The sequence below is a fragment of the Rhodococcus sp. IEGM 1354 genome (assembly GCF_030056855.1).
In the GTDB taxonomy this organism is placed as follows: Bacteria; Actinomycetota; Actinomycetes; order Mycobacteriales; family Mycobacteriaceae; genus Rhodococcoides.
Window position 1 is genome coordinate 360,014 of sequence record NZ_JASHKT010000005.1, and the last position, 23,303, is coordinate 383,316.

Annotated in this window: 21 protein-coding genes; 7 read left to right on the forward strand and 14 right to left on the reverse strand. The window is 65.7% G+C overall.

Going from position 1 to position 23,303, the window contains the following annotated elements; translation table 11 throughout:
* Nucleotides 1–11 precede the first annotated feature (11 nt).
* Entirely contained in the window at nucleotides 12–1,793 is a 1,782-nt protein-coding gene (locus QM588_RS13835; RefSeq protein WP_283314039.1) for an NTP transferase domain-containing protein, read from the forward strand.
* Here QM588_RS13835 and QM588_RS13840 read toward each other — a convergent pair.
* From QM588_RS13840 to QM588_RS13865, 6 genes are all read right to left on the reverse strand, one after another.
* Nucleotides 1,750–2,484 (reverse strand): sirohydrochlorin chelatase, encoded by a 735-nt coding sequence (locus tag QM588_RS13840; protein WP_283314168.1) that lies wholly within the window; start codon nucleotides 2,482–2,484, stop codon nucleotides 1,750–1,752. The two genes, QM588_RS13835 and QM588_RS13840, sit on opposite strands and share 44 nt — an antisense overlap.
* On the reverse strand, nucleotides 2,481–3,662 hold the full coding sequence (locus tag QM588_RS13845; RefSeq protein ID WP_283314169.1) for a uroporphyrinogen-III synthase: 1,182 nt from the start codon (nucleotides 3,660–3,662) through the stop codon (nucleotides 2,481–2,483). The genes QM588_RS13840 and QM588_RS13845 overlap by 4 nt, the downstream gene beginning before the upstream one ends.
* 20 nt (nucleotides 3,663–3,682) lie before the next feature.
* Entirely contained in the window at nucleotides 3,683–4,060 is a 378-nt protein-coding gene (gene nirD / locus QM588_RS13850; RefSeq protein WP_027496542.1) for a nitrite reductase small subunit NirD, read from the reverse strand.
* 128 nt (nucleotides 4,061–4,188) lie between these two features.
* Complete coding sequence (gene nirB, locus QM588_RS13855) at nucleotides 4,189–6,684, reverse strand: nitrite reductase large subunit NirB (protein WP_283314040.1); 2,496 nt, start codon at nucleotides 6,682–6,684, stop codon at nucleotides 4,189–4,191.
* 59 nt (nucleotides 6,685–6,743) lie between these two features.
* Nucleotides 6,744–8,147 carry a nitrate/nitrite transporter gene (locus tag QM588_RS13860; protein ID WP_027496540.1) on the reverse strand — a complete coding sequence of 468 codons (1,404 nt, stop codon included), beginning with the start codon at nucleotides 8,145–8,147 and terminating at the stop codon, nucleotides 6,744–6,746.
* A gap of 224 nt (nucleotides 8,148–8,371) precedes the next feature.
* Nucleotides 8,372–9,613, reverse strand: a complete 1,242-nt coding sequence (locus QM588_RS13865) for an MFS transporter (protein ID WP_283314041.1) — start codon at nucleotides 9,611–9,613, stop codon at nucleotides 8,372–8,374.
* A 98-nt stretch (nucleotides 9,614–9,711) separates the two neighbouring features.
* On the opposite strand from QM588_RS13865, the gene QM588_RS13870 reads away from it, so the two are divergent.
* Nucleotides 9,712–10,404 (forward strand): FadR/GntR family transcriptional regulator, encoded by a 693-nt coding sequence (locus QM588_RS13870; RefSeq protein ID WP_027496538.1) that lies wholly within the window; start codon nucleotides 9,712–9,714, stop codon nucleotides 10,402–10,404.
* Here the strand turns inward: QM588_RS13870 and QM588_RS13875 are convergent.
* The 3 genes from QM588_RS13875 to QM588_RS13885 form a co-directional block, all read right to left on the reverse strand.
* Nucleotides 10,394–11,248 (reverse strand): TIGR02569 family protein, encoded by an 855-nt coding sequence (locus QM588_RS13875; RefSeq protein WP_032370923.1) that lies wholly within the window; start codon nucleotides 11,246–11,248, stop codon nucleotides 10,394–10,396. The genes QM588_RS13870 and QM588_RS13875 overlap by 11 nt on opposite strands.
* A 68-nt stretch (nucleotides 11,249–11,316) precedes the next feature.
* Nucleotides 11,317–12,483, reverse strand: coding sequence for an adenylyltransferase/sulfurtransferase MoeZ (moeZ, locus tag QM588_RS13880; RefSeq protein WP_080729269.1), 1,167 nt, complete (start codon nucleotides 12,481–12,483; stop codon nucleotides 11,317–11,319).
* Between the two features lie 76 nt (nucleotides 12,484–12,559).
* A complete protein-coding gene (locus QM588_RS13885) occupies nucleotides 12,560–13,588 on the reverse strand; it encodes a DUF3152 domain-containing protein (protein WP_370878773.1) in 1,029 nt (342 codons plus the stop codon).
* A gap of 336 nt (nucleotides 13,589–13,924) precedes the next feature.
* On the opposite strand from QM588_RS13885, the gene QM588_RS13890 reads away from it, so the two are divergent.
* Nucleotides 13,925–14,578 (forward strand): TetR/AcrR family transcriptional regulator, encoded by a 654-nt coding sequence (locus QM588_RS13890; protein ID WP_027496534.1) that lies wholly within the window; start codon nucleotides 13,925–13,927, stop codon nucleotides 14,576–14,578.
* Nucleotides 14,579–14,661: 83 nt separating this feature from the next.
* Here the strand turns inward: QM588_RS13890 and QM588_RS13895 are convergent, their stop codons facing one another.
* The gene (locus QM588_RS13895) at nucleotides 14,662–14,889 is read right to left on the reverse strand and encodes a DUF3107 domain-containing protein (protein WP_027496533.1); all 228 of its coding nucleotides are present in this window, start codon (nucleotides 14,887–14,889) and stop codon (nucleotides 14,662–14,664) included.
* A 138-nt stretch (nucleotides 14,890–15,027) separates the two neighbouring features.
* On the reverse strand, nucleotides 15,028–15,762 hold the full coding sequence (locus QM588_RS13900) for a ferritin-like fold-containing protein (RefSeq protein WP_283314042.1): 735 nt from the start codon (nucleotides 15,760–15,762) through the stop codon (nucleotides 15,028–15,030).
* A 302-nt stretch (nucleotides 15,763–16,064) separates the two neighbouring features.
* Here QM588_RS13900 and QM588_RS13905 point away from each other — a divergent pair, with 302 nt between their 5' ends.
* Complete coding sequence (locus QM588_RS13905; RefSeq protein WP_283314043.1) at nucleotides 16,065–17,732, forward strand: DEAD/DEAH box helicase; 1,668 nt, start codon at nucleotides 16,065–16,067, stop codon at nucleotides 17,730–17,732.
* A 9-nt stretch (nucleotides 17,733–17,741) separates the two neighbouring features.
* Complete coding sequence (locus QM588_RS13910) at nucleotides 17,742–18,995, forward strand: Rv3212 family protein (protein ID WP_283314045.1); 1,254 nt, start codon at nucleotides 17,742–17,744, stop codon at nucleotides 18,993–18,995.
* A 52-nt stretch (nucleotides 18,996–19,047) separates the two neighbouring features.
* On the opposite strand, the gene QM588_RS13915 is transcribed toward QM588_RS13910, so the two are convergent.
* Nucleotides 19,048–19,842: a ParA family protein gene (locus QM588_RS13915; protein ID WP_027496529.1), complete on the reverse strand. Its 795-nt coding sequence runs from the start codon at nucleotides 19,840–19,842 to the stop codon at nucleotides 19,048–19,050.
* Nucleotides 19,843–19,898: 56 nt separating this feature from the next.
* A complete protein-coding gene (locus tag QM588_RS13920) occupies nucleotides 19,899–21,365 on the reverse strand; it encodes a DHA2 family efflux MFS transporter permease subunit (RefSeq protein WP_283314046.1) in 1,467 nt (488 codons plus the stop codon).
* A 196-nt stretch (nucleotides 21,366–21,561) separates the two neighbouring features.
* On the opposite strand from QM588_RS13920, the gene QM588_RS13925 reads away from it, so the two are divergent.
* Together QM588_RS13925 and QM588_RS13930 are read left to right on the forward strand one after the other, a co-directional pair.
* Nucleotides 21,562–22,221, forward strand: a complete 660-nt coding sequence (locus tag QM588_RS13925; protein WP_283314048.1) for an acid phosphatase — start codon at nucleotides 21,562–21,564, stop codon at nucleotides 22,219–22,221.
* Nucleotides 22,218–22,694 (forward strand): GNAT family N-acetyltransferase, encoded by a 477-nt coding sequence (locus QM588_RS13930; protein WP_283314050.1) that lies wholly within the window; start codon nucleotides 22,218–22,220, stop codon nucleotides 22,692–22,694. The genes QM588_RS13925 and QM588_RS13930 overlap by 4 nt, the downstream gene beginning before the upstream one ends.
* Here QM588_RS13930 and QM588_RS13935 read toward each other — a convergent pair.
* The gene (locus QM588_RS13935) at nucleotides 22,691–23,122 is read right to left on the reverse strand and encodes a hypothetical protein (RefSeq protein WP_283314051.1); all 432 of its coding nucleotides are present in this window, start codon (nucleotides 23,120–23,122) and stop codon (nucleotides 22,691–22,693) included. The two genes, QM588_RS13930 and QM588_RS13935, sit on opposite strands and share 4 nt — an antisense overlap.
* Nucleotides 23,123–23,303 lie beyond the last annotated feature (181 nt).

A 23,303-nucleotide genomic window follows, 5' to 3' on the forward strand; every position in this document is an offset into this window, starting at 1 on the left:
GGATCGCACCGGTGAGCGGCTCGTCGACCGAGCCGATCTGCGACGCCATCGTGCTCGCGGGTGGTCGCGGATCGCGAATGGCAGGCATTGCCGGCACGGCATCGGCAGAAGTCGACAAGCCCGCGCTCACCGTCGGCGGACGACGAATGGTCGACATTGCAGTGGCGGCCGTCTCGGACTGTCGCCGAACGGTACTGGTGGGCCCCACACGCGACGCAGTACCGGGTTCGGTTGTGCAGACCCGAGAGTCCCCCGCCGGCGGCGGCCCGGTGGCAGCTCTGGCCGCCGGACTCGAAACACTCGACGGGACAGCCGATCTGGTGGCAGTCGTAGCGTCGGACATACCGCTGTTGAATGCTTCTGCGGTGCAGTCACTGATCGATCACTTCGACCGAGTCGAGACCGACGCAGTGTTCGCGGCCGACGCCACCGGTCGCACCCAGTTCCTGCTCGGAGTCTGGCGCTACAGCGCGCTGCGCTCGGCGGTGGCGGCGCTCGATACCGTCGAGGGTGCCCCGATGCGCGCACTCGTCCCGAACGAGCACCGCGTCGTCACGGTTGCCGATATCGAGGACTGCGATACCCCGGCCGATCTGGTCGCCGCGCGCGCCGCAGCCTCGTCGAGATCGGAGGACGTACTCGACATCGACGCCGCGCACGAACGAATTCGACAGCGAGTAGCCGCCCTCCCGGTTCATCGAATTCCGTTGCAGGACACGGCGGGGACCGTGCTCGCGCAACCGTTGGTGGCGGCAACGGCACTGCCTGCGGTCGATATCTCCGCGATGGACGGATTTGCCGTGAGCGGACCCCCTCCGTGGACGCTGAGGCCCGATATCGCCTACGCCGGGACGTCCGGCATCGCGCGACTCGCCGACGGCAGCGCGGTACGCATCGCGACCGGCGCAGCGCTTCCTCCCGGTGCCACTGCGGTCGTTCGCGACGAACACGCGGTCACGACACCGGCCGGCGTCGTGGAACGCGCACCGTGGGCGACGTCGGGAGACGACACGCGTCGCCGCGGCGAGGACTGGCTTCCCGGAACGGAGTTGGTTGCCTCGGGTACCGCGATCGACACTGCTGTTCGGTCACTCGCCGCGAGCGCGGAGGTGACCGAACTCGACGTGCGGGGGCCGGTTCGCGCACGAATTGTGATCAGCGGAAACGAGATTCGGGTGTCGGGTCCACTGGCACCCGGGGAGACCAGGGATGTACTCGGATCGGCGCTGCCGGAGTATCTGGCGCACTGTGGAATCGCCGTCGTGGACGCACTGCTGCTCGACGACACGGCGACCGCGTTCGCCGACCTTTTGGGAAGTACCGAGAACATCGACCTCGTGGTCGTGGTCGGAGCCACCGGAGGAGGCGCCGCCGATCAGCTACGCTCCACGCTCGCCGCCCTCGGTGCCGAAACCGTCGTCGGGCGAGTGCGCGTGCGACCCGGCGGATCCCAGATCACCGCGACCCTGCCCGACGGTACGGTTGTCCTCGGCCTCCCCGGCAATCCGCTCGCGGCAGTGAGCACGGCGCTGCTGACGGCACCGGCGATCGTCGACGCGCTCACCGCTCGCGGTCCGCGTTCACCGCGAACGGGGTTGTTGTCCAACGCATCCGAGGTTCGAGCCCCGATCCCTCGAATCGTTCCCGTGGTGGCCGACGGTACCCGCTGGCGAGCCGACATCAAGGTCAGGACAGCTCATCTGGCGCACCTCGTCGGCCGTGATGCGCTCGCCGTGATACCCGCCGATGTCAGCGACGACGAGCCGGTGACAATTCTTCCGTTACCGTACTGAATTCCGAACCGGCCAGCAGCCGAACACCCTCGTGGTACCGCTCGACGACGAGATCGACGATGGCCGGATGCACCCCGAGCGGCGCACCGACGCCGTCGGCTCCCACGTCGGCCAGCCGATTGTGGAAGAGCCCACGAGCCAGCAGATAGCTCGCCACGAACACTCGATCGTGCCCGGCTTCCCGCAGTCCGGACACCGCCTGCGCAACGGTCGGCGTACTGGTGGCCACGTATCCGATCTTCACCGGTGTCCGAGCGGCGTCCGCGAGCATGGCTGCCGCGATCCGATGTTCCTGCAACGCACAAGGATCGGACGATCCTGCGGCCGCGAGCACGATGCTCTGGCCGGCTCGCCAGCCGGCGTCCCGGAGCCGATCGACCATCACTCGTGCGAGCACCGGGTCCGGCCCGAGGGCACGGGTGACGGCGACCGACGAGTGCGCACTGTCCGTGATCTCGCGCGGCACGTCGGTGTGGACGTGATAACCCGATGCCAGAAATGCCGGAACGACGACCGCCGATTCCGGAGTGTCGCGCAGTACCTCGGACGGGGACGGTCCCAGCACGTCGACGAAGGCGACACGCGTGGTACCGATCTGCTTCGAGACGGCGTCGGCGAGCGCGGCGACCATCTCCACACCGCGCGGGTTTCGAGTGCCGTGTGCGACCAACACCAAGGTGGGTTCCATCAGTACTTACTCCCCTCGCTCACGGAAACAGCCCCCGCGGGTTCGTGTGCATCACAGTCGGATTCGGTCTCGATATAGTCCAACGCGATACGGTAGCCGCGTTTGACCACGGTCTGGATCGCCTTGGGTGCCCCCAGTGAGGAACGGAGTCGGGTCATGGCGGTCTCCACCGCGTGGGTATCGCCACCCCCTCCGGGCAACGAGGCCAACAGGTCTTCACGGGAGACCACGCGCCCCGGATGACGACTCAGCGTCTTCATCAGCGCCATCCCGGCCGGGGACACGGGCCGCACCTCCCCGTCGACCACCACACACCGTCCCCGAACACTGACCACATGCCCGCCTGCGTGCAGGCGACCGGTTCTCCTGGGCAGCTCTTCGGCGATGTGACGGGCGAGCGCACCGAGCCGCGCACGCGCAGGCGCAGTGGTGGCAACCGACAGCTGTTCGAGCGGGGCTGCGGTGACCGGTCCGACGCACACCGGAAGCACCCGCGAACGCATCGACTGCAGCAGAGGCTCGAGTACGCCGTTCTCGTCGGCACGCATCAGCATGGACGCAACCGCCGGTGCCGAGGTGAAGCTGATGGCGTCGAGATCACCGATGACGACCGACTCGATCATGCGATCCATCGGGCTCTGGTCGTCGGGAGCAGTCCAGCGATACACGGGCACCGGCACCACTTCGGCTCCGGCGCAGCGCAATACCTCGCAGAAATCCGGAACCGGCTCCCATTCGGTGGTCGCGCCGTGAAGTTGGACCGCTATGCGCTTGCCCTCGACACCCTCGGCGAGCAGATGTTCGAGCACTTCGGCGGACGACTCGGAGGCAGGCGACCATTCTTCACGTAGATCCGCCGCTCGAATGGCACCGGTGGCCTTGGGACCACGCGCCAACAGTCGCGACGCACCCAGGGCACGACCGAGTTCCTCGGCTCGCCCCCAACCGTCGGCGGCCTCGATCCAGCCACGAAAACCGATTCCCGTGGTGGCGACGGTGATCTCGGGTGGTGCAGCGATGATCGCCGCGGTGACGCGTTCCAACTCTGCGTCGTCGGCGAGCGGGATGATCCTGATCGCAGGCGCGTGCATCACGCTGGCCCCACGCCGCTCGAGCAAAGTCGCGAACTCCTCGGCGCGACGCGACGCCGTCACCCCGACGGTGAACCCGGCCAGAGGCATGTCCGCCCCGGCATTTTCGGTCACGTAGATCCGCCGCGCACGAGCACGACACCCTCGACCGTGGCGACCTCGAACGAGCCGAGCGAGACCTCCGCATCGTCGAGGCAACGTCCGTCGACGAGAGAGAAGACCTGCTTGAGCAGCGGAGACGCGACGGTGGGCTCGCCGCCGCGGTCGCCGACCAGACCACGCGACATCACTGCAGCGCGGCCGTAGGGATCGATGTTGCCGACCGCGAACAGTCGTCCGTCGTCGAGCAAGAACAGTGCCGCCTGGGTGCCGCCGCGCAGCAGCACCGCTACCCCGCGACCCGGGATGAGAGCGTCGAGGGTGCAGGCCGGGGTCCAGTCTCGCGAAAGATCGTTCGGTACCGAAGTATGTGAATCGATGACAGTCATGGCGTACCTCCTGGTCAGCTATTTGACGCTGCCCGTGTTTCTTGGCCGTTAAGCGGCGATTACCCACCTGTGCACATGCGCTCAGGTTCGTGACCTGTCGGTTGTCAGGAACCCGTCACTCGAGCACGTCACGCTCCGATGCGCGGCATCCCCATCAGCACGGGCACCTTGCGTGCGCCGGACTCGTCGAACGCGATGGTCGGATCGGCCTCGGCCGGAGCGTTGACGAAGGACACGAACCGGCCGAGCTTCTCCTCGTCCTCGAGCACCCCTGCCCATTCGTCCTTGTAGCCGGCGACATGGCGTGCCATGTCTGCCTCGAGTTCTGCGCCGATGCCCAGGCTGTCCTCGCAGACGACGGCTTTGAGGTGGTCCAATCCCCCATCGAGCGATTCCAGCCACGGTGCGGTGCGTTGCAGGCGGTCCGCGGTGCGGACGTAGAACATCAGATAGCGGTCGATGTAGCTGACGAGTGTGGCGTCGTCGAGGTTGGACGCGAGCAACTGGGCGTGCTTGGGCGACTGGCCACCGTTGCCGCCGACGTAGAGATTCCAGCCGCCTTCGGTGGCAATGATGCCGACGTCCTTGCCGCGGGCTTCGGCGCACTCACGTGCGCAACCCGACACTCCGAACTTGATCTTGTGCGGCGAACGCAGTCCGCGGTACCGGTTCTCGAGGTCGACGGCCATTCCCACCGAGTCCTGAACACCGTAGCGGCACCAGCTGGACCCGACGCAGCTCTTGACCGTACGCAGCGACTTTCCGTACGCCTGACCCGATTCCATGCCTGCGTCGACGAGCCGCTTCCAGATTTCGGGAAGCTGTTCGACGCGGGCACCGAACATGTCGATGCGTTGCCCGCCGGTCACCTTGGTGTACAGCCCGAAGTCGCGGGCGACCTCACCGATGACGATCAACTGCTCGGGCGTGCACTCCCCTCCCGGCATCCGAGGCACCACCGAATAGGTGCCGTTCTTCTGGATGTTGGCCAGGAAGTGGTCGTTGGTGTCCTGCAACGACGCCAGTTCACCGTCGAGAATGTGATCCGACGAGGTGGACGCGAGAATCGAGGCCACGACGGGCTTGCAGATGTCGCAGCCGGCACCCGATCCGTACTTGGCGATCAACGACGAGAAAGTTCGGGTGTTCGTCGCCCGTACGATCTCGAACAGCTCGGCCCTCGACTGAGAGAAGTGCTCGCACAACGACTTCGACAGCACCACTCCCGATGCCGCCAGCAGCGATTTGATCGACGGCAAGCATCCTCCGCAGGTGGTGCCTGCCGTGGTGCAGCTCTTCACCGTGGCCAGATCGCACGCACCGTCGGAGATGGCCGAGCAGATCGCACCCTTCGTCACACCGTTGCACGAGCAGATCTCGGCGTCGTCGGGAAGCGCTCCGATGCCGACCTGCTCGGCCGCCGGAGAGATCAACGAACCCGGATCGCCCGGCAATTCGCGTCCGACGAGCGGCCGGAGCAGCGAGTACGCCGACGCGTCGCCGACGAGGATGCCGCCGAGCAACGTCTTCGCGTCGTCGGTGACGACGAGCTTGGCGTAGGTGCCCTTCGGCGCGTCGCTGAAGACCACCTCGAGCGCACCCGGAGTTGCGGCCATCGCGTCACCGAAGCTCGCCACATCGACGCCCATGAGCTTGAGCTTGGTCGACATGTCCGCTCCGGGGAATTCCGCTGCGCCGCCGAGCAATCGGTCGGCTACCACCTCGGCCGTCGAATATCCGGGCGCGACGAGTCCGTAGCATCGGCCTTCGACCGCAGCACATTCGCCGATGGCGTAGACGTCGGGATCGGATGTGGTGCAGCCGATGTCGACCAGAATACCGCCGCGCTCGCCGACGTCGAGGCCGCTCTCGCGAGCCAGCCAGTCCTGCGGTCGCACCCCGGCGGAGAACACCAGGAGGGCCGCGTCGATCGTGTCGCCGTTGCTCAGCTCGACCGTCAACCCGGCGCTGTCGTTCTCGGTGATCGACGACGTGCCCACTCCCACATGCACGTTCAATCCGAGATCGGTGACGAGGCGGGCCAGTAGCGCGCCGCCGCCTTCGTCGACCTGGAGCGGCATCAACCGCGGCGCGAACTCGATGACGTGCGGCGTCATGCCCATCTTCTTCAGCGCGTTCGCCGCTTCGAGGCCGAGCAGGCCGCCGCCGACGACCACGCCCACGGCTCCCGATCCAGCGGCGTCGGCGCGCGCACGGATCCTGTCCAGATCGTCGAGGGTGCGGTAGACGAAGCACGCGGGCAGGTCGTGTCCGGCGATCGGCGGAACGAACGGGTAGGAGCCGGTGGCGAGGACCAGCGCGTCGTAGTCCACGGTGTCGCCGGCCGAGGTGACCACGGTGCGGTGGTCACGGTCGACGCGTTCGGCCCGCACCCCGGTACGCATCTCGACCAGTGAGTCGCCCGGATAGTCGTTGCCCGCCAACGCCAATTCCTTGTGGTCCCAGGTACCGACGTAGGACGACAGACCCACCCGGTCGTACGCCGGCAGAGCTTCCTCGCACAGGATCGTGATCTTCCACTCGGCACCCTCGTCGCGCGCCCGCAGCGCCTCGACGAACCTGTGCCCTACCATTCCGTGCCCTACCACTACCGCGTTCTTCATTGCGGGTCCTTCCGATTTCGTTGCCGTGCAGAGTGTTTCGAGTGCGCCTGCACCGAGCGTCAGACGGCTACCGGTGCGTCGGCGTCGGCGGAGTCGGTCCTGCGCAGGTAGATCGCCCACGTGACGATCGCGCAGACCACGTAGAAGCCGAGGAACACCCAGAACGCTGTGGTGGCCGACTTCGCACTACCGGAGTACGACGCCCGCAGCACCAGGTTGATGGCGACACCGCCGAGTGCGCCGATGGCACCGGCGATCCCGATCAGTGCGCCGGACATCTTGCGGGACCAGTGCTGCTGTTCCTCGACCGTCATGCCCTGCAGTGCAACAGATTTCGCAGCGAAGATCGCGGGAATCATCTTGTACACCGACCCGTTGCCGAGGCCCGAGAGCAAGAAGAGTGCGATGAATCCGATGACGAAGAGGACCATCACAGTGCCGCTGGCCGCCCCTGGCGTCGAGTCGTCCCAGGTGCTGGCCGCTACCAGAATTCCGGTGGAGAAGGTCATGGCCACGAACGTGTACAGGGTGATTTTTCCGCCGCCGATCTTGTCGGCGAGCTTGCCACCGAACGGCCGCGACAGCGATCCCAGCAGAGGTCCGAGGAACGCGATCTGCGCAGCGTGCAGCGAGGCCTGGGCCTGCTGAGCCGCCGTGGCGGGCGCCCCGTCGGTCAATCCGGCCAGGAAGTTGATCTGGAGTACCTGCCCGAATGCGAAGCTGAAGCCGATGAACGATCCGAACGTGCCGATGTAGAGGAAGGCGATCCACCATGCGTCGGAGAACTTCAACACGTCGATCATGGAGCGGCCGTTGGTCTTCTGGTTGTCGAGGTTGTCCATGTACAGCGCGGCACCGACGGCGGCGATCGCGATGAACACCAGGTAAACGGCGCAGACGATCTCGGGCGCGGTGTTGCCGATGGTAGCGATGACCAGCAGACCGATGAGCTGGATGACCGGTACGCCGATGTTGCCTCCGCCGGCGTTCAGTCCGAGGGCCCAACCCTTTTCGCGCTGCGGATAGAAGGCGTTGATGTTCGTCATCGACGAGGCGAAGTTACCGCCGCCGACTCCGGCGAACGCCGCCACGATGATGTACGTGGTGTACGAGGCCGGGTTCAACATGAAGTACATCGTCAGCAGCGTGGGGATCAACAACACCAGAGCGCTGAAGATGGTCCAGTTGCGCCCGCCGAATTTCGCCGTGGCGAACGTGTACGGAATACGCAGGACAGCACCGACGAGAGTGGGGACTGCCACCAGGAAGAATTTGCCCGCGGCATCGATGCCGTAAACCGACAACGGCATGAACAGCACCATCACCGACCAGATCGACCAGATCGAGAAGCCGACGTGTTCGGCGACGACCGACCAGATCAGGTTTCGTTTGGCGATCTGCTTACCGCCGCCTTCCCACGCCTGCACGTCCTCGGAATTCCAATGCGCGATCCGGTGATTCACCGAGACGGGAACGGTTCCGGGCGGAACGGGTGCGGTGGCAGCAGAGCCGGTTTCGGCTGAAGCGCTGCGAGAAAGGCTGGTCACGTATGGCCTCCTGATTCGGTGAGTGACACCAAGATAGGAAAGCCATGTTGCAGCGGCGCTGCGTGCGGTGACCCGCTGATTAACTCGTTCTCACCCGCTCGTCGGCGCGTACGTGAGATCGAACGCGGCCACGAGCAGGGTCACCAGGAGTCTTCGAGCATCCGAGGTCGGCAGCACAGATAGCCGCCGACCAGCAGAACCACAACGCATCCGGTGAGCAGCGTCAGCGGCAATCCCCAACCGCCGGACACGGTGTGCAGGAAGCCGAACAGAATCGGTCCGGTGGCCGACACCACGTAGCCCAGCCCCTGGGTGAAGCCCGAGAGCGAGGATGAGCCCACCGCGGTGCGGGTCCTGAGATTGATCAGCGTCAGCGACATCGGAAAGGTCATCGTGCCGAGGCCGATCAGGCACACCCAGATCACCGTTCCGGCGGCAGGCGAGAAGTGCAAGCCGGAGAACCCACAGAGGTAGCACACCGCGGCGACCAGGACGAGGCCGAACGGATTTCGCAGTTTTGCGCAGAGGGTCGGCGTGGCCAGCGACGTGACCAGGCCCATCGCTCCGAACGCGGCGACCGAGGCTCCGGCCAACCCCTCGCCGATACCCGAGTCGATCAACAGCGTCGGCAGCCACGTCAACATCGAATACGTGATCAGCGACGTCATCGCGAACATCATCACCATTCCCCACGCGAGCGAGGATCGATGGATGCGGCCGCCGGATCGGGTGTGCACGGCCGCCGAACCGGCCTCGGCAGAGACGTCCTTCTCGTCGCGACCACGTCGGGCGATCACGACACCGAGCCACGGCAATGCTGCGGCAACACCGACGATCGCCCAGACCCCGATGGAGAGCCGCCACCCGTGGGCATCGGCGACCGGAACCGCGAGCAGCGGCGGAATCATGGTGCTGATCTGGAGTGCACAGATGTAGATGGTGCTGACCACTGCGAGTCGATCCGAGAAGTACCGCTTGACCAGAGGTGGAATGACGACGTTTCCGATACCCATGCCGGCGAGGGCGATCGCGGACAGCGCCAGCAACGACGCCGTGTTCGGCGCGAATGCCCGGGTGGCCATCCCGATCGTGGTCAACGCCATGGCGAGCAGGGCGGCGCGCTCGAGACCGGTGCGCTTGGCGAGAAGCGGTGTCGCCAACCCGAACACGGCGAACATCGCCGGCGGCAGCATCCCGACGACGCCGATGACGGCATCCCCGAACTGCAGATCCGTTGCGATCCTGCCGAACAGAGGGCTGATGGACGTCACGGCGGCGCGCAGCGTCAGCGCAGAAAGAACGATGGCGGCGAACACCAGCAGTCGGCCGCGAACGAGTGATGTACCGGTCTGGGTGGTCTCGGAAACGGTAGGCGCACTCACCGCGTAATCATAGGATGACCGGATCATCGGGTGCAACGCAGTATCATCGTCGGCGCAGCACCCCGAGCACTGCACCGCCCCCAGAACGAGGAGCCTCCGTGCGCCAGGTCCACCGATCGAGCCTGATCACCCAGGTCACTGCAGCCCTGCGCGACGAGATCACGTCGAAACGATGGCCGGTCGGCAGCAGAATTCCCACCGAACCGGAGCTGTGCGAGATGACCGGCACCGGGCGAAACACGGTTCGTGAGGCCGTTCAGGCACTCGTCCACGCCGGCATGGTCGAGCGACGGCAGGGGTCGGGAACGTTCGTCATGACCTGCTCGGACCTCGGCGGCACCCTGGGCAAGTACTTCTCGGACGCCCGTTATCGCGACGTCACCGAGCTCCGGGAAACTCTCGAGGTGACCGCAGCAGCATTGGCTGCGGATCGACGCGACGAGCACGACATCCGAGAGATGAACGACGCCCTCGAGAACCGCAATGTCGCCTGGTCGAGCGGCGACGTGCCGTTGGCCGACGCCGTACGAATCGACGCGCGCCTGCATCGGAGCATCGTCGCCGCCAGCCACAACGCGATCTACCTGGAGTTCTACGACTCGTTGCTACCGGTGATCCACGAGACGATCAGAGAACACGCCACTGCTCACGACGACGACTACGTCGCCGAGCACACAGCCCTCGTCGACGCGATCGTGGACGGTGATTCGGCCCGGGCAATCGCCTCCGCCCGGTCGCTGTTCCGCGAACTCTCCGCTCCTCCGGGCCACGCGCCCGAACCTACAGAATGAGACGCACCAGATCTGCCGTGCGCGCGAGGCCGGGAAATGCCTCCGACGTCGACCGCGGATGAAGTGCGTGCACAGCCAGACGAAACATCAACGCGCGCAACAGCATCTGCGGCCATTCCGGTAGATCGTCCCACCGGCCCACCAGACCGTCGTCGGCGTCTCCCCACGAGAGCGCGTCCACCACGGCGACGCCGGCAGCCCACGACGCCGGACGCCAGTACGGGGTGATATCGCTGATTCCCGGAGCTTCGCTGCCGGAGAACAACACCGTCCCGAACAGGTCGCCGTGTACCAATTGATCCGGCGATTCGACGGGCTTGCGCAGTGTCGCAAGCTGTTTGACCAATTCGAGGCTGCTCTTGCCGTCACTCGACGACGGCTCGGGCGCACCCGCACCGCGAGCGGTCCGCAGCGGAACGGCCTCCCAGGCGGCCCGGTCGGCCGCGACGAACACGTCGACGTCGGCCCACGGGGCGACGGGTGGCTGCACCAAGAAGCGAGGACGTTCCAACTGCGCGGTCGCTGCGTGCAACCGCATGGACAACGAGACCACTTCGTCGTGACGAGGCTCGGGCTCCCCCGCGACGAACGTATCTGCACGCCAACCGGACACGACGTATCGACCGTCGGTCGAGCGCACCGGTCGAGCGAGGCGAACACCGTCCACAGTCAGTGTTTCTCGCACCTTCGCAGACCAGGCTGCGCGAGCATGATCGGCGACGGGCGAGAGCACGACGTCACCCAGACGCCACCCTCCGTCCCAGTCCGCACCCAGTGGCGCAGGCTCGACATCGCGCAGCCCGAACGTAGAGATCACGTGCTGAGGAGGTTCGACAGAGCTCACGAACGCCACGGTACCGCCGATCGGGCAGAGCTCTGCGGACGACGCGCGCATGCGGCCCAGCCGCCACGTCAGTAGATGGGCAGGCCGGGCTCGATCTGCTTGGCCCACTCCACGATTCCGCCGTCGAGATGGGTTGCGTCGGTGAAACCGGCACCGACGAGAGCGTCGAGAACCTCCGCGGACCTGATGCCGGTTTTGCAGTACAGAACGATCGGTACCTGCTGTGGCAGTTCGGCCAACGCCGCCCCGGACAGAATTCGCCCGCGCGGTATCAGCCGAGCGCCCTCGATCCGCACGATGTCCCACTCCACCGGCTCACGCACGTCGATCAAGGCGACCTCGCGTCCGGAATCCAACATCGCCCGTAGCTGCTCGGGGCTGATCGAGGCGTCGTCGGATTCGACGGCCGGCACCACCCCGCAGAAGGCGTCGTAGTCGATCAGTTCCGTGATCGGGGTTCGGTGCGGATCACGGGCCAGTCCGACGGTTCGGTAGCTCATGGCCAACGCGTCGTAGATCATCAGCCGTCCCAGCAGCGTCTCGCCTATTCCGGTGATCAACTTGATGGCTTCGGTCACCATGACCGATCCGATCGAGGCGCAGAGCACGCCCAGGACGCCACCCTCGGCGCAGGAGGGCACCATTCCCGGCGGCGGAGCCTCGGGGTACAGATCTCGATAGTTGATCCCGACGCCGCCCGGAGCTGCATCCCAGAACACCGAGACCTGCCCCTCGAACCGGTAGATCGAACCCCACACGTACGGGATACCGACCAGTGCGGCCGCGTCGTTGACGAGGTATCGGGTGGCGAAGTTGTCGGTGCCGTCGAGAACGAGATCGTAATTGCCGAAGATGTCGATCGCGTTGGACGAGTCGAGGCGGACCCTGTGCAGCACCACCGAGACGCCGTCGTTGAGTTCGAGGATCGAGTCCCGTGCGCTGTCGGCCTTCGGTCGTCCGACGTCGGACCGCCCATGGATGACTTGTCGCTGGAGGTTGGACAGCTCGACGTCGTCGAATTCCACGATGCCCAGAGTTCCGATGCCGGCGGCCGCGAGGTACAGCAGCGCAGGCGAACCCAGTCCGCCGGCTCCGACCACGAGCACGCGGGCGTTCCGCAACCGCTTCTGGCCGTCCGTTCCGACGTCCGGAATGATCAGGTGACGACTGTACCTGGCAACCTCCTCGGAGGTCAGTTCACCGGTGGCTTCGACCAGTGGCGGTAGGTGGACCACGCTCAGCGACTCTCCTCGACTCGACGGGGCGACCGCACAACTGCGTTCGCCGCCTTCGAATCTAATCCGCGATCGTTCACCCGCGCGGATAGGGCCACGGGTTGAACCGGCAGGTCTTGCCGTCCATGGGCACGACGCCCTCGGGGTCGAGCCGCGCGATGTCGTCGTTGGCCGTTCCGAACGTCTGCTGCATCATCACCGGTGCCAGCCCGCCGTCGGTTTCGCACGGCTGATGCTGCTGGTAGCCGATGGCGTGCCCGACCTCGTGGTTGATCTGATACTGACGGTACGAACCGATGTCTCCCTGGAAGGAGATCGCTCCGCGTACCCATCTGGGTTCGTTGAGCACGACCCGCTCGATGCCGGGGTTGTAGCAGGACACCTCGAGTTGGATGTCGTATCCACACGCCTGCCGAATGGACATCTGCGACGTCAGGGAAATCCGAAAATCCGGGTCACCCTGATCGATACGCCGGAACGCGAAACGCGGGTCGTTGGTCCAGCTCTTGGGGTTGGCCAACGTCTGATCCACCAGACGGCCGAACGACTCGTCGCCGCCGAAACCGACGGTGTCCACACCGTCCTCGACCTCGACGGTATAGGTGAACACCCGCTCGGTTCCCTGGCCGACCTGCTCGGTGCTCCCGGCGACGGTGTGCCAGGTGCCTGCCCCCTGCACCGCGAACGGCCCACCGTCGGGCAGCTCACCGGACGAGATCGTTTCCGCGAAATTGCCGTCGGCCTGCGGCGGGACCCCGATGATTCCGGTTCCGGACGTATCGGAACTCAGCGTGCCGAACCCTGGGTCCTGCGAGGTGCCCTGAGAGGCGGTGCCGACAACCGGGTCACCGGCCCGAACGGCATCGACGACCACGAGCGCGGTGACGGCGATCAGAATCGGTACCGCGTACGCCCGCCAGCCGTAGGTGGCGGCGAACTTTCCCAACTTGGTCTGTTTACGCACGTCACGCTCGGGGCGGCGACTGCGGTCCTTGACCTCGCGCTGCGTCGGGTCCCACTGCGCGCGCAAGGGCTGATGCGACCCACGACCACCCACGCCTCGTGGAAGATCGTCCGACCGCTCGTCGAACCCGCCGGACTGCACACCGCCGCGAATTCGCGGCTCGCCTCGGTCAGTCACTCGCTCACGATCTCACAATCCTGCTCGCTCGCCGCTCGGCACGCCGATACCGGGGACGGATCTATCGGGCTCTCGGTACGACAAACATCGTACAAACAAACCATCCGATGTGATTCGAGATCGCCCGTTTCCGACAAGGATCCCCCAGGATCCCAGCGGTGCCGACGGCCACGAGTATCGTTGCCCGTGATCTGCGCTACGAGCGGTCCGAACCGAAGGCCACCCGCCGGAAGTTCACGCCGGACCGCACGTTGTCGAACCAAGACGAGCGCAGCTGTCGACGCGATGGGAACATATTTGATGACAGATCTCGACGACCGGAGGTCCTCCGACCGTCCGGCCACCACCGGCAACCGCCGCAGCGCCAGGCTGCCGCGTGATGCCCGTCGGGCGCAACTGCTGGCTGCTGCGAGCGAAATCTTCGTGACCCGCGGCTATCACGCGTCGGGAATGGACGAGATCGCCGAATGCGCCGGAGTCAGCAAACCGGTTCTCTACCAGCACTTCCCCGGCAAACTCGAGCTGTACCTGGCGGTACTGCAGAGCTACGTCGACACCCTCATCGCCGGGGTTCGTCAGGCTCTGCGGTCGACGACCGACAACAAGCAACGCGTCCGCGCTGCGGTTCTGGCGTTCTACGATTTCGTCGACACCGACACCCAGGGTTTCCGCCTGGTCTTCGAGTCGGATCTGATGGGTGACCCTCAGGTCAACGCCCGCGTGGAGCAGGCGACCGAAGCATGCGTCGACGCCGTCTTCGACCTGGTCGCCCACGATTCCGGACTCGATCCGTACCGAGCACGAGTGCTGGCCGTCGGCCTCGTCGGTGCCAGCCAGTTCACCGCACGCTACTGGCTCGAAGCAGATCGGCCGATCTCCAAGGAAGACGCCGTCGACACCACGGTTTCACTGGCCTGGGGCGGCCTGTCGCACGTTCCGCTGCAGTCTCCGTAACCAGCCGGTCGGGCAACCCGCCCACATACGCCACACGCCCCTCGTTCGAGAAGAACGAGGGGCGTGTGGTGTTACCGGCCGTCTCAGGTGGTTGCGAACCCGACCTTGCGAGGATCGGACGGGCCGATCTCGACGTACGACACCTTGGCGGTCTGGATCAAGAACTTGCGTCCCTTCTCGTCCTCCAACGACAGCACTCCGTCCTTACCTGCGAAGGCGGTCGATACGAGCGCTTCGACCTCGGCCGGGGACTGCGCACTGTTCACGACGAGCTCACGGGAACTCTCCGACACACCGATCTTGACCTCCACGGTCAACCTCCGAACTCTCGACAACTGACGCTGTTCTCGCCAGGCTAGTGCAGCCCGCGTGCCGCAGCCGCTTCCAGGCCTGTGCTGTCAGCGAACACCGGGCGGGGACCCGCCCCGCCCGGTGCCCGATCGAGCCGATCAGTCCAACCCGAGCGAGGACATCCGTTCGGCATGCTGCTCCTGCATGCGATCGAACAGAGCGACGACCCCGTTGAGGTCGCCCGACGCGGTGATGACGAGATCGGTCAGCGACTCGCGCTGCGCGAGCACGAACTGGGCCTGCGTGATCGCCTCGCCGAGCAGTCGACGCCCCCACAACATCAGGCGTGCCTTGTCCTGGGAGCTCGCCCGGACCCGTTCGGACACCTCGTGGACGACGAACTCCGAATGCCCGGTCTCGGCCAACACGTCGCGGACGATCTCCGCGACGTCGGGGGCGAGGCTGTGCGCGATCTGCCGGTAGAAATCAGCGGCGATTCCGTCACCCACGTATGCCTTGACCAACGACTCCAACCAGGTCGACGGCGTGGTGGAGGCGTGGTACTCGTCCAGAGCCCGCACGAACGGATCCATCGACGAATACACGTCGAGGCCACGGTTGGACAAAGCCTGTTCCAACGTCTCGAAGTGACTCATCTCGGCGGCGGCCATACTCGCCAGCGCCACCCGGCCTTCCATGGACGGAGCCATTCGAGCGTCCTCCGCCAACCGGTAGAACGCAGAGATCTCGCCATAGGCGAGCACGGCGAACAAGTCGGGAACGCCCGGGTGATCATGTGCGATCGAGGGCTCCCCTCTGTCCGGATCGCTCGACCCGACGAGGGCGGTGGATGCAACTGCGGGCGACGACGACTCCGACGAATGGGCTCCCATTCCACGAATCGTAGACCCGTGTCCGACGCCCCGTCGCGGGGCGCGTCGCACCTGCCGCGACCCGTCGACCGTGGAGAATCGGGCCGGGCAAGCTACCATGGTGTCGATCGTTGCTCGCGGACCTGTCACACGGACCGAAAGCCGATGCGGCGATCATCGATAATGTGTGCGCACCTGATCCGGGTCGCCTCGAGAGCTTCGCCGCAGCGAACGTCACAGTTCGCGGCCGCGCTGAGGCTGACGGCGACATCACATCGGATTGAGGGCATCGACTTCGGCCGGCAATAGGCCTGTGCCCTTCCTTGTGCGTACGTTCGACCACGAGGAAGGCCAGTCCCCTGAGCAAGATAGTCGTAGACCAAGAATCCGAGACCGGCGACACGACCCTGTCGGCGCAACTGGACGACACGCACGTGCCGCCGACGTTCGCCGAGTTGAACGTCGACGCCGACATCGTTCGCGCGCTCGCCGATATGGGCATCGAGCGCACCTTCGCCATTCAGGAGCTCACGCTTCCGCTGGCCATCGCGGGCGACGACCTCATCGGGCAGGCCAGGACCGGCATGGGCAAGACGTTCGGTTTCGGCGTGCCTCTGCTGCACCGTCTGGCCACGGAGAATTCCGGAACGACACCCCTCGACGGCACGCCGCGCGCGCTGATCATCGTGCCGACCCGTGAGCTGTGTGTTCAGGTCAGCTCCGACCTCGAGAACGCATCGAAATACCTCAGCGGCGCGAACGGCCCGGTGAAGGTTCTCTCCATCTACGGCGGCCGCCCGTACGAAGCTCAGATCAGCGCGCTGCAGAACGGCGTCGACGTCGTCGTCGGCACTCCCGGCCGTCTGCTCGACCTCGCCAAGCAGAACCATCTGATCCTCGGCAAGGTGGGCGTCCTGGTTCTCGACGAGGCCGACGAGATGCTCGACCTCGGGTTCCTTCCCGACATCGAACGCATCCTCGGCATGGTCCCCGACAAGCGTCAGACGATGCTGTTCTCTGCGACGATGCCCGGCCCGATCATCACGCTGGCTCGCACGTTCCTGACGCAGCCGACGCACATCCGGGCCGAAGAGGCGGAGTCCTCCGCCGTGCACGATCGCACCGCCCAGCACGTCTACCGGGCGCACGCACTCGACAAGGTCGAGATGGTCGCCAAGGTCCTCAAGGCGGAAGGCCGCGGCGCGACGATGGTGTTCACCCGCACCAAGCGCACCGCGCAGAAGGTTTCCGACGAGCTCGCCGAGCGCGGTTACTCGGTCGGCGCGGTCCACGGAGATCTCGGCCAGGTCCAACGCGAGAAGGCTCTCAAGGCGTTCCGCACCGGCAAGATCGACGTGCTGATCGCCACCGACGTCGCGGCCCGGGGTATCGATATCGACGACGTCACCCACGTCATCAACTACCAGTGCCCCGAGGACGAGAAGACCTACGTCCACCGCATCGGCCGTACCGGCCGTGCGGGGCGCACCGGTATCGCCGTCACCCTCGTCGACTGGGACGATATCCCGCGCTGGCAGCTGATCGACAAGGCCCTGAATCTGGGTATGCCGGATCCGGTCGAGACCTACTCGAGCTCGCCGCATCTGTTCGCCGAGCTCGATATCCCCACCGATGCGACCGGCACCGTACGCAAGGCGGCACCCGCGCGAGCCGCGGAGCAGACCGCTGACAAGGCCCCCGACACCGAGTCCGCAGCCCCGTCGGCAGAGGCGTCCGCACCGAGCAAGCCGCGCCGCTCACGCAGCCGCCGTCGCACCCGCGCGGGACAGGACGGGGATCAGGCCTCGACCTCGACCGACTCGGCCAACGCCTCCGCGTCGACCGCGAATCCCGTTGCAGCACAGTCGGATTCGACCGATCCGTCGACAGCGGAATCGTCGACGAAGACCGCTCCCCGTCGCCGACGCCGTCGCCGCACGAGCGGATCGTCCGCCGAGACCGGGCCGTCGACGGCGAGCGCGTCGGAGTAGTCTCCAGCCGTGCTGGCTCCAGAACGTAGGTCGAGAACCGATCTCGTCGTCGCGGCAGTCATCGCAGTGACACTGATCGTGGCCGCGAGCGTCGCCTGGCTCACGGGCGACGCTCGGGGCACCACCTCCGTCACGGCCGACTACCCTCTTGCGCCGTCCGAGTCGGCCGCCTCCGTGCCCGTCACGCTGTCCGAGTTGTGGCGGGCACCGAGCCCGGCGACCGATTCGGCGCATACGCCGGTTCCGGTCGTGACCGGTTCGACCGTCGTAACCGCCGACGGCGGTTCGGTCGTCGGCCACGATTCGCGATCCGGCGACCCGGCGTGGTCGTACTCGCGAGACCTACCCCTGTGCTCGGTGATCGCCTCCTGGAACACTGCTGTCTCGGTTTACCGCGACGACCGCGGTTGCTCGCAGGTGACCACGCTCGACGGATCGACGGGCGTTCGTAAGGCGCAGCGCACCTCCGATGCCGACGACGCGGTGTACCTCTCGTCCGACGGCACCTACGTGACGTCGCGAGGTGACACTCGGATGGAACTGTGGCGCTCGGACATGGTGCGCACACTCGAATACGGGCGCGTCGATGCTCCGGTCAACCCGGGTACTCAGCCGAGAACCGGATGCACGCTCCTGTCCACCGCCTCGTCCAATTCGCGGACTGCAGTGCTCGAACAGTGCCCGGGTGAGCCTGCCGCACGACTGTCTCTGCTCAACCCTGCCCCCAAGGATGCGAGCGAACCCGAGGAGTACGGATCTTCGGTGGTCCCGGATCTCGTCACCTCGGCGCAGGCTCCGACATCCGGACGCGTCCTGGCTCTGATGGGAAGCCTTGTCGCACTCTATGTTCCGGCAGCAAACGGGGCCCCTGCGCGCGTCGCGCTCTACGACGACACCGCCACGTCCATCGCCGAGTTCCCACTTCCTGCGGGCATCGACCCCGCATCTGCACCGCCCCCTCTGCCCGCGACGAAACAGGGTTCGGTGTTCACCTGGTTCACCGGATCGGGAGTGCAGGCACTGAACTCCACTGACCTGGCACCGGCGTGGTCCGTACCCGGGGCCCTCGGCAGCGGTGCCGTCATGGCCGGCAGGCTACTGCTTCCGGTGCCCGGCGCGATCGCAGTGCTCGAGCCGGCCACCGGAACGGTGATTGCCCAAATTCCGGTCGATCGCGGCAACTACAACGGGCCGGTGCAGACATCTGTGATCGGCGATGTCGTCGTCGAGCAACGTGGGTCCGACGTGGTCGCGCTGGGCTGATCAGGGACTGTTGATCGAGGACGGCTGATCGCGGACGGCCGAAGCGGAGGAGCTACTCAGCGGGGTCGTACGTCTTCAGCTCTGCTGTGCCCTCCCAGTGGGCCAACAAGTTCTCGGCCAGCTCGCGATACGCCTGCGCGCCCTTGTTCTTTCGCCCCGACAGCACCGTTGCGCCGGATGCACTGGCCTCTGCGAAACGCACCGTCCTGGGGATCGGCGGAGCGAGGACCGGCAGCGAGTACCGGTCGGAAACATCTCCGAGCACGTCGCGGCTATGGGTCGTCCGAGCATCGAACAGGGTGGGAAGTGCCCCCAGCAGTGCGAGGTCGGGGTTGGTGATCTGCTGCACCTCGGACACCGTCCGCAGCAATTGTCCGACGCCGCGGTGAGCGAGCGTCTCGCACTGGAGCGGGACCAGAACCGATTGCGCGGCAGTGAGACCGTTGAGCGTGAGAACCCCGAGCGAGGGTGGGCAATCGATGACGACCACGTCGAAATCCTGCAGAATCGGTGCCAGAGCGCGTTTGAGCGCAAACTCTCTACCGGCGCGCATGAGCAGCAGTGCCTCCGCACCCGCGAGGTCGATCGTGGCGGGCAGCAGCACGATTCCCTCTGCCGTCTCTATCAGCACGTCCTCGACCTGCGCATCCCCGGTCAGTACCTCGTGCACCGAGGAGTCGAGCTTGTCCGGGTTGTGTCCGAGCGAGAACGTCAGGCAACCTTGCGGGTCGAGATCGACCACCAGGACGCGTCGGTCGAGTGCGTGCAGCGCGGCTGCCAGCGAGGCGACCGTGGTGGTCTTGGCCACGCCGCCCTTCTGATTCGCTACCGCAAGAATTGTCGTCACGCCCTGATCCTTGCCTAGATTCACCGCTCGAGCGAGGTTTGTCGGTTCCGGGCGCGTCAGTGCATCACGATCGGCGGCGCGGATTCCTGAGAAACGTGCTTGGTTCGGGGCAGGAAGAACGCGGGCACGAACGTGATGACGATGAGCACCAACGCGACCATGAAGGTGGTACCGAACGCGCGCGCCGAGATGTCGAATGCCTCGAGCTGGCTCGATGCTGTCAGCGCCGGCTTCTGCTGCGCGGTCAACACCACCGACATCAAGGCGGTACCGATCGATCCGGCGGCCTGCTGCACGATGTTCATCAATGTCGAACCACGAGCGACGGTGTCGTTCGTCAACGTCTGCAGCGCAGCAGTCATGATGGGCATCATCGTCGAGCCGAGTCCCAGACCCATGACGAACAAGGCTCCGATCAACAACGTGTACGACGTGCTGGTGCCGACCTGGGTGAACACCGCCATGCCTGCGGTGATGAGCACCATGCCCATCAGCACGATTCGTCCTGGACCGGTCTTGTCTGCGATCACGCCGGCGATCGGCATGGCGATCATCGCGCCGATACCCTGCGGTGCCAGAAGCAGCCCGGCCGACAGTGTGGACTCGCCGCGGAGCAGGAAGTAGCTGGGAAACAGCAAGCCTGCGCCCATGAACGCGACCATGAAGAAGGTGGTCGTGATGACTGCGACGGTGAGTGAGCGGTTCCGGAAGAGCCTCAGGTCGATCAACGGATGCTCGACGCGCAGAGCGTGGAAGACGAACAACACGATCAGCACCAGGCCCACGATGACCGGAACCAGCACCTTGACGGCCAGCACGGTCTCGGTTTCGACGACCGACGACGCACCATAGAGAAACAGGGCCAGACCGGGCGAGAGCATCAGCATCCCGCGGAAGTCGAACGATTCCGACGGGGTCGGATTGTCTCGCGGAAAGATCACGATCGCGGCGATCAGCGCGAGAATGCCGATCGGCAGGTTGATGAGGAAGATCCAGTGCCAGCTCGCGGCCTCGATCAGCCAGCCGCCGAGGATGGGGCCCGCGATGGGCCCGATCAGCATCGGCACACCGAGCACGGCCATCACGCGGCCGATCCGTTCGGGGCCGGCGGCACGCGTCATGATCGTCATGCCCAGGGGCATCAACATGCCTCCGCCGAGGCCCTGCAGTACGCGGAACACGATCAACGACGTGATGTCCCAGGCGAAACTGCACAGCACCGAACCGAGAACGAACAGCACCAGTGCGGTGATGTAGAGACGCTTGGTGCCGAAACGGTCCGCGGCCCAGCCCGTCAGTGGGATGACGGTGGCCAAGGCGAGGGTGTAACCGGTCATCGTCCAGGCCGCGTTGGCGTACGTGGTCTCGAACACGTCGGTGAACGTTCTCAAGGCCACGCTGACGACGGTGACGTCGAGAATAGACATGATCGCGCCGAGAACGACGACACCGGCGATCTTCAGCAACGCTCCGTCGAGCTTCTCCGGGGCACCGGAGGGCGCGGGCTTCTGCAAGTCGGTCATTGTTCTCCAGATCGATGAGAAGAGCTACGAGGCCAATGCAATGCGCACACTGACGGGCAGGACTGCGTTGCCTGCGACGGTGAAGATCCAGAAGAGAATAACCGTCCGGTAGGTCTGGACTCAATCGCATTTTCGGACACATCCACCGGTTCGGTATGACGAAGCCCACACCCGAGCGGCAGGCATGATCGAGTGCATGACCACTCACGGAGCCGTCGAGGCCGGCCGAGTCGTTCTACTCCGTCATGGGGAGACCGAATGGGCCCTCGCAGGCAAGCACACCGGAAACACCGATGTTCCACTCACCGCCCACGGTGAGCAGCAGGCAGTCGAGGCCGGCTCACTGCTGACTCTGCTGAAATTGCGAGACCCGGTGGTCATCAGCAGCCCGCGCGAACGTGCCCGTCGGACAGCCGATCTCGCGGGGCTCGAGGTCGATCGAACATGGGACGCGCTGTCGGAATGGGACTACGGCGACTACGAGGGCATCACCTCGTCGGAAATTCACGAGAAAGTGCCGCACTGGACCGTCTGGACGCACCCGTGCCCGGGCGGGGAGTCTATCGGTGACATCGCTGTTCGCGTCGAACTGGTGCTGTCCGTCGTCCTGCCGCTACTCGAAGGGCGGGACGTGGTGCTGGTGGGTCACGGCCATTTCTCGCGAGCACTGATCGTGGGCTGGACGGAGGCGTCCATCACCGAGGGGAAGCGTTTCGCGTTGTCCCCGGCCGCCTACTCGTTGCTCGGTTTCGAGCATTCCTTTCGACAACTCATCGCGCACAATGTTCACCCCTCGATCCTCTCTGCAGCCACCGATCGCTCGATCGGCACCGCCCCGACCGGAGGTCCACGATGATCCGACGCGCCACCGAAAACGATGTATCCGCCATCTCCGGGTTGGTCCACGAACTGGCGGAGTACGAGAAGGCGTCCTCGTTGTGCACGGTCCGAGACGACCAACTTCGGTCCGCTCTGTTCGGTGAGAATCCGTCGGTATTCGCTCACGTCGCCGAGCACGACGGCGTGGTGGTGGGATGCGCTCTGTGGTTCTTGAACTTCTCCACCTGGGACGGGGTCAACGGAATCTACCTGGAGGACCTCTACGTGCAGCCGGACGCACGCGGGCACGGATTCGGAACCGCGTTGCTGGCAGCGTTGGCGGCCGAATGCGAAACCAATGGCTACACGCGACTGACCTGGTCGGTGTTGGACTGGAACACTCCGTCGATCGGGTTCTACCGAGCGTTGGGCGCGCAGGCTCAGGACGAGTGGACCACATTCCGCTTGACCGACGGTGCCCTGAGGGACCTGGCAGCGAAAGCTCCCTAGAGACGCGGTTCGTCGTCGACGTCGCTGTACTCGGCCGCCATCCACTGCGACGAGGGTGGACTGAACAGCAGCACCAGCACGGCAACCACGACGATTCCCAGAACGACGCCGTAGACGGTCTGATGTGAACCGGTGAGCAGCGACCACACGACCGGAAGCAGCAGTAGCTGCACGACGGTTGCCAGTGCCCTCCCCCACCGTTTCCCGAGAATCAGGGCGACGCCCGCAGCGCCGACGCCGAGGCCCAGCACCCCGAACCACCCGGCCGTGCCGTACCCGTTGGCGACGGCGTTGTCGCCCTCTCCGGAGACCGCGCGCACGACGAGAACGAAGGCCGCGACCAGTGAGACGGCACCTTGTGCTGCGACGAGGACCCCGGCGGATCGAAAAGTGGCCGGTGGGGTGAGGTTCTCGGGTTGGGTGGACACGGGACCAGCCTAGGCAACCGGGAGTGGAGCCTGCGGAACGACCCAGGGGGCGGGAGTCGAGCCTGCGGAACGACCCAGGGGGCGCGAGTGGAGCTTGCGGAACGACCCGGGGGCGCGAGTGGAGCCTGCGGAACGACCCGGGGGCGCGAGTGGAGCCTGCGGAACGACCCGGGGGCGCGAG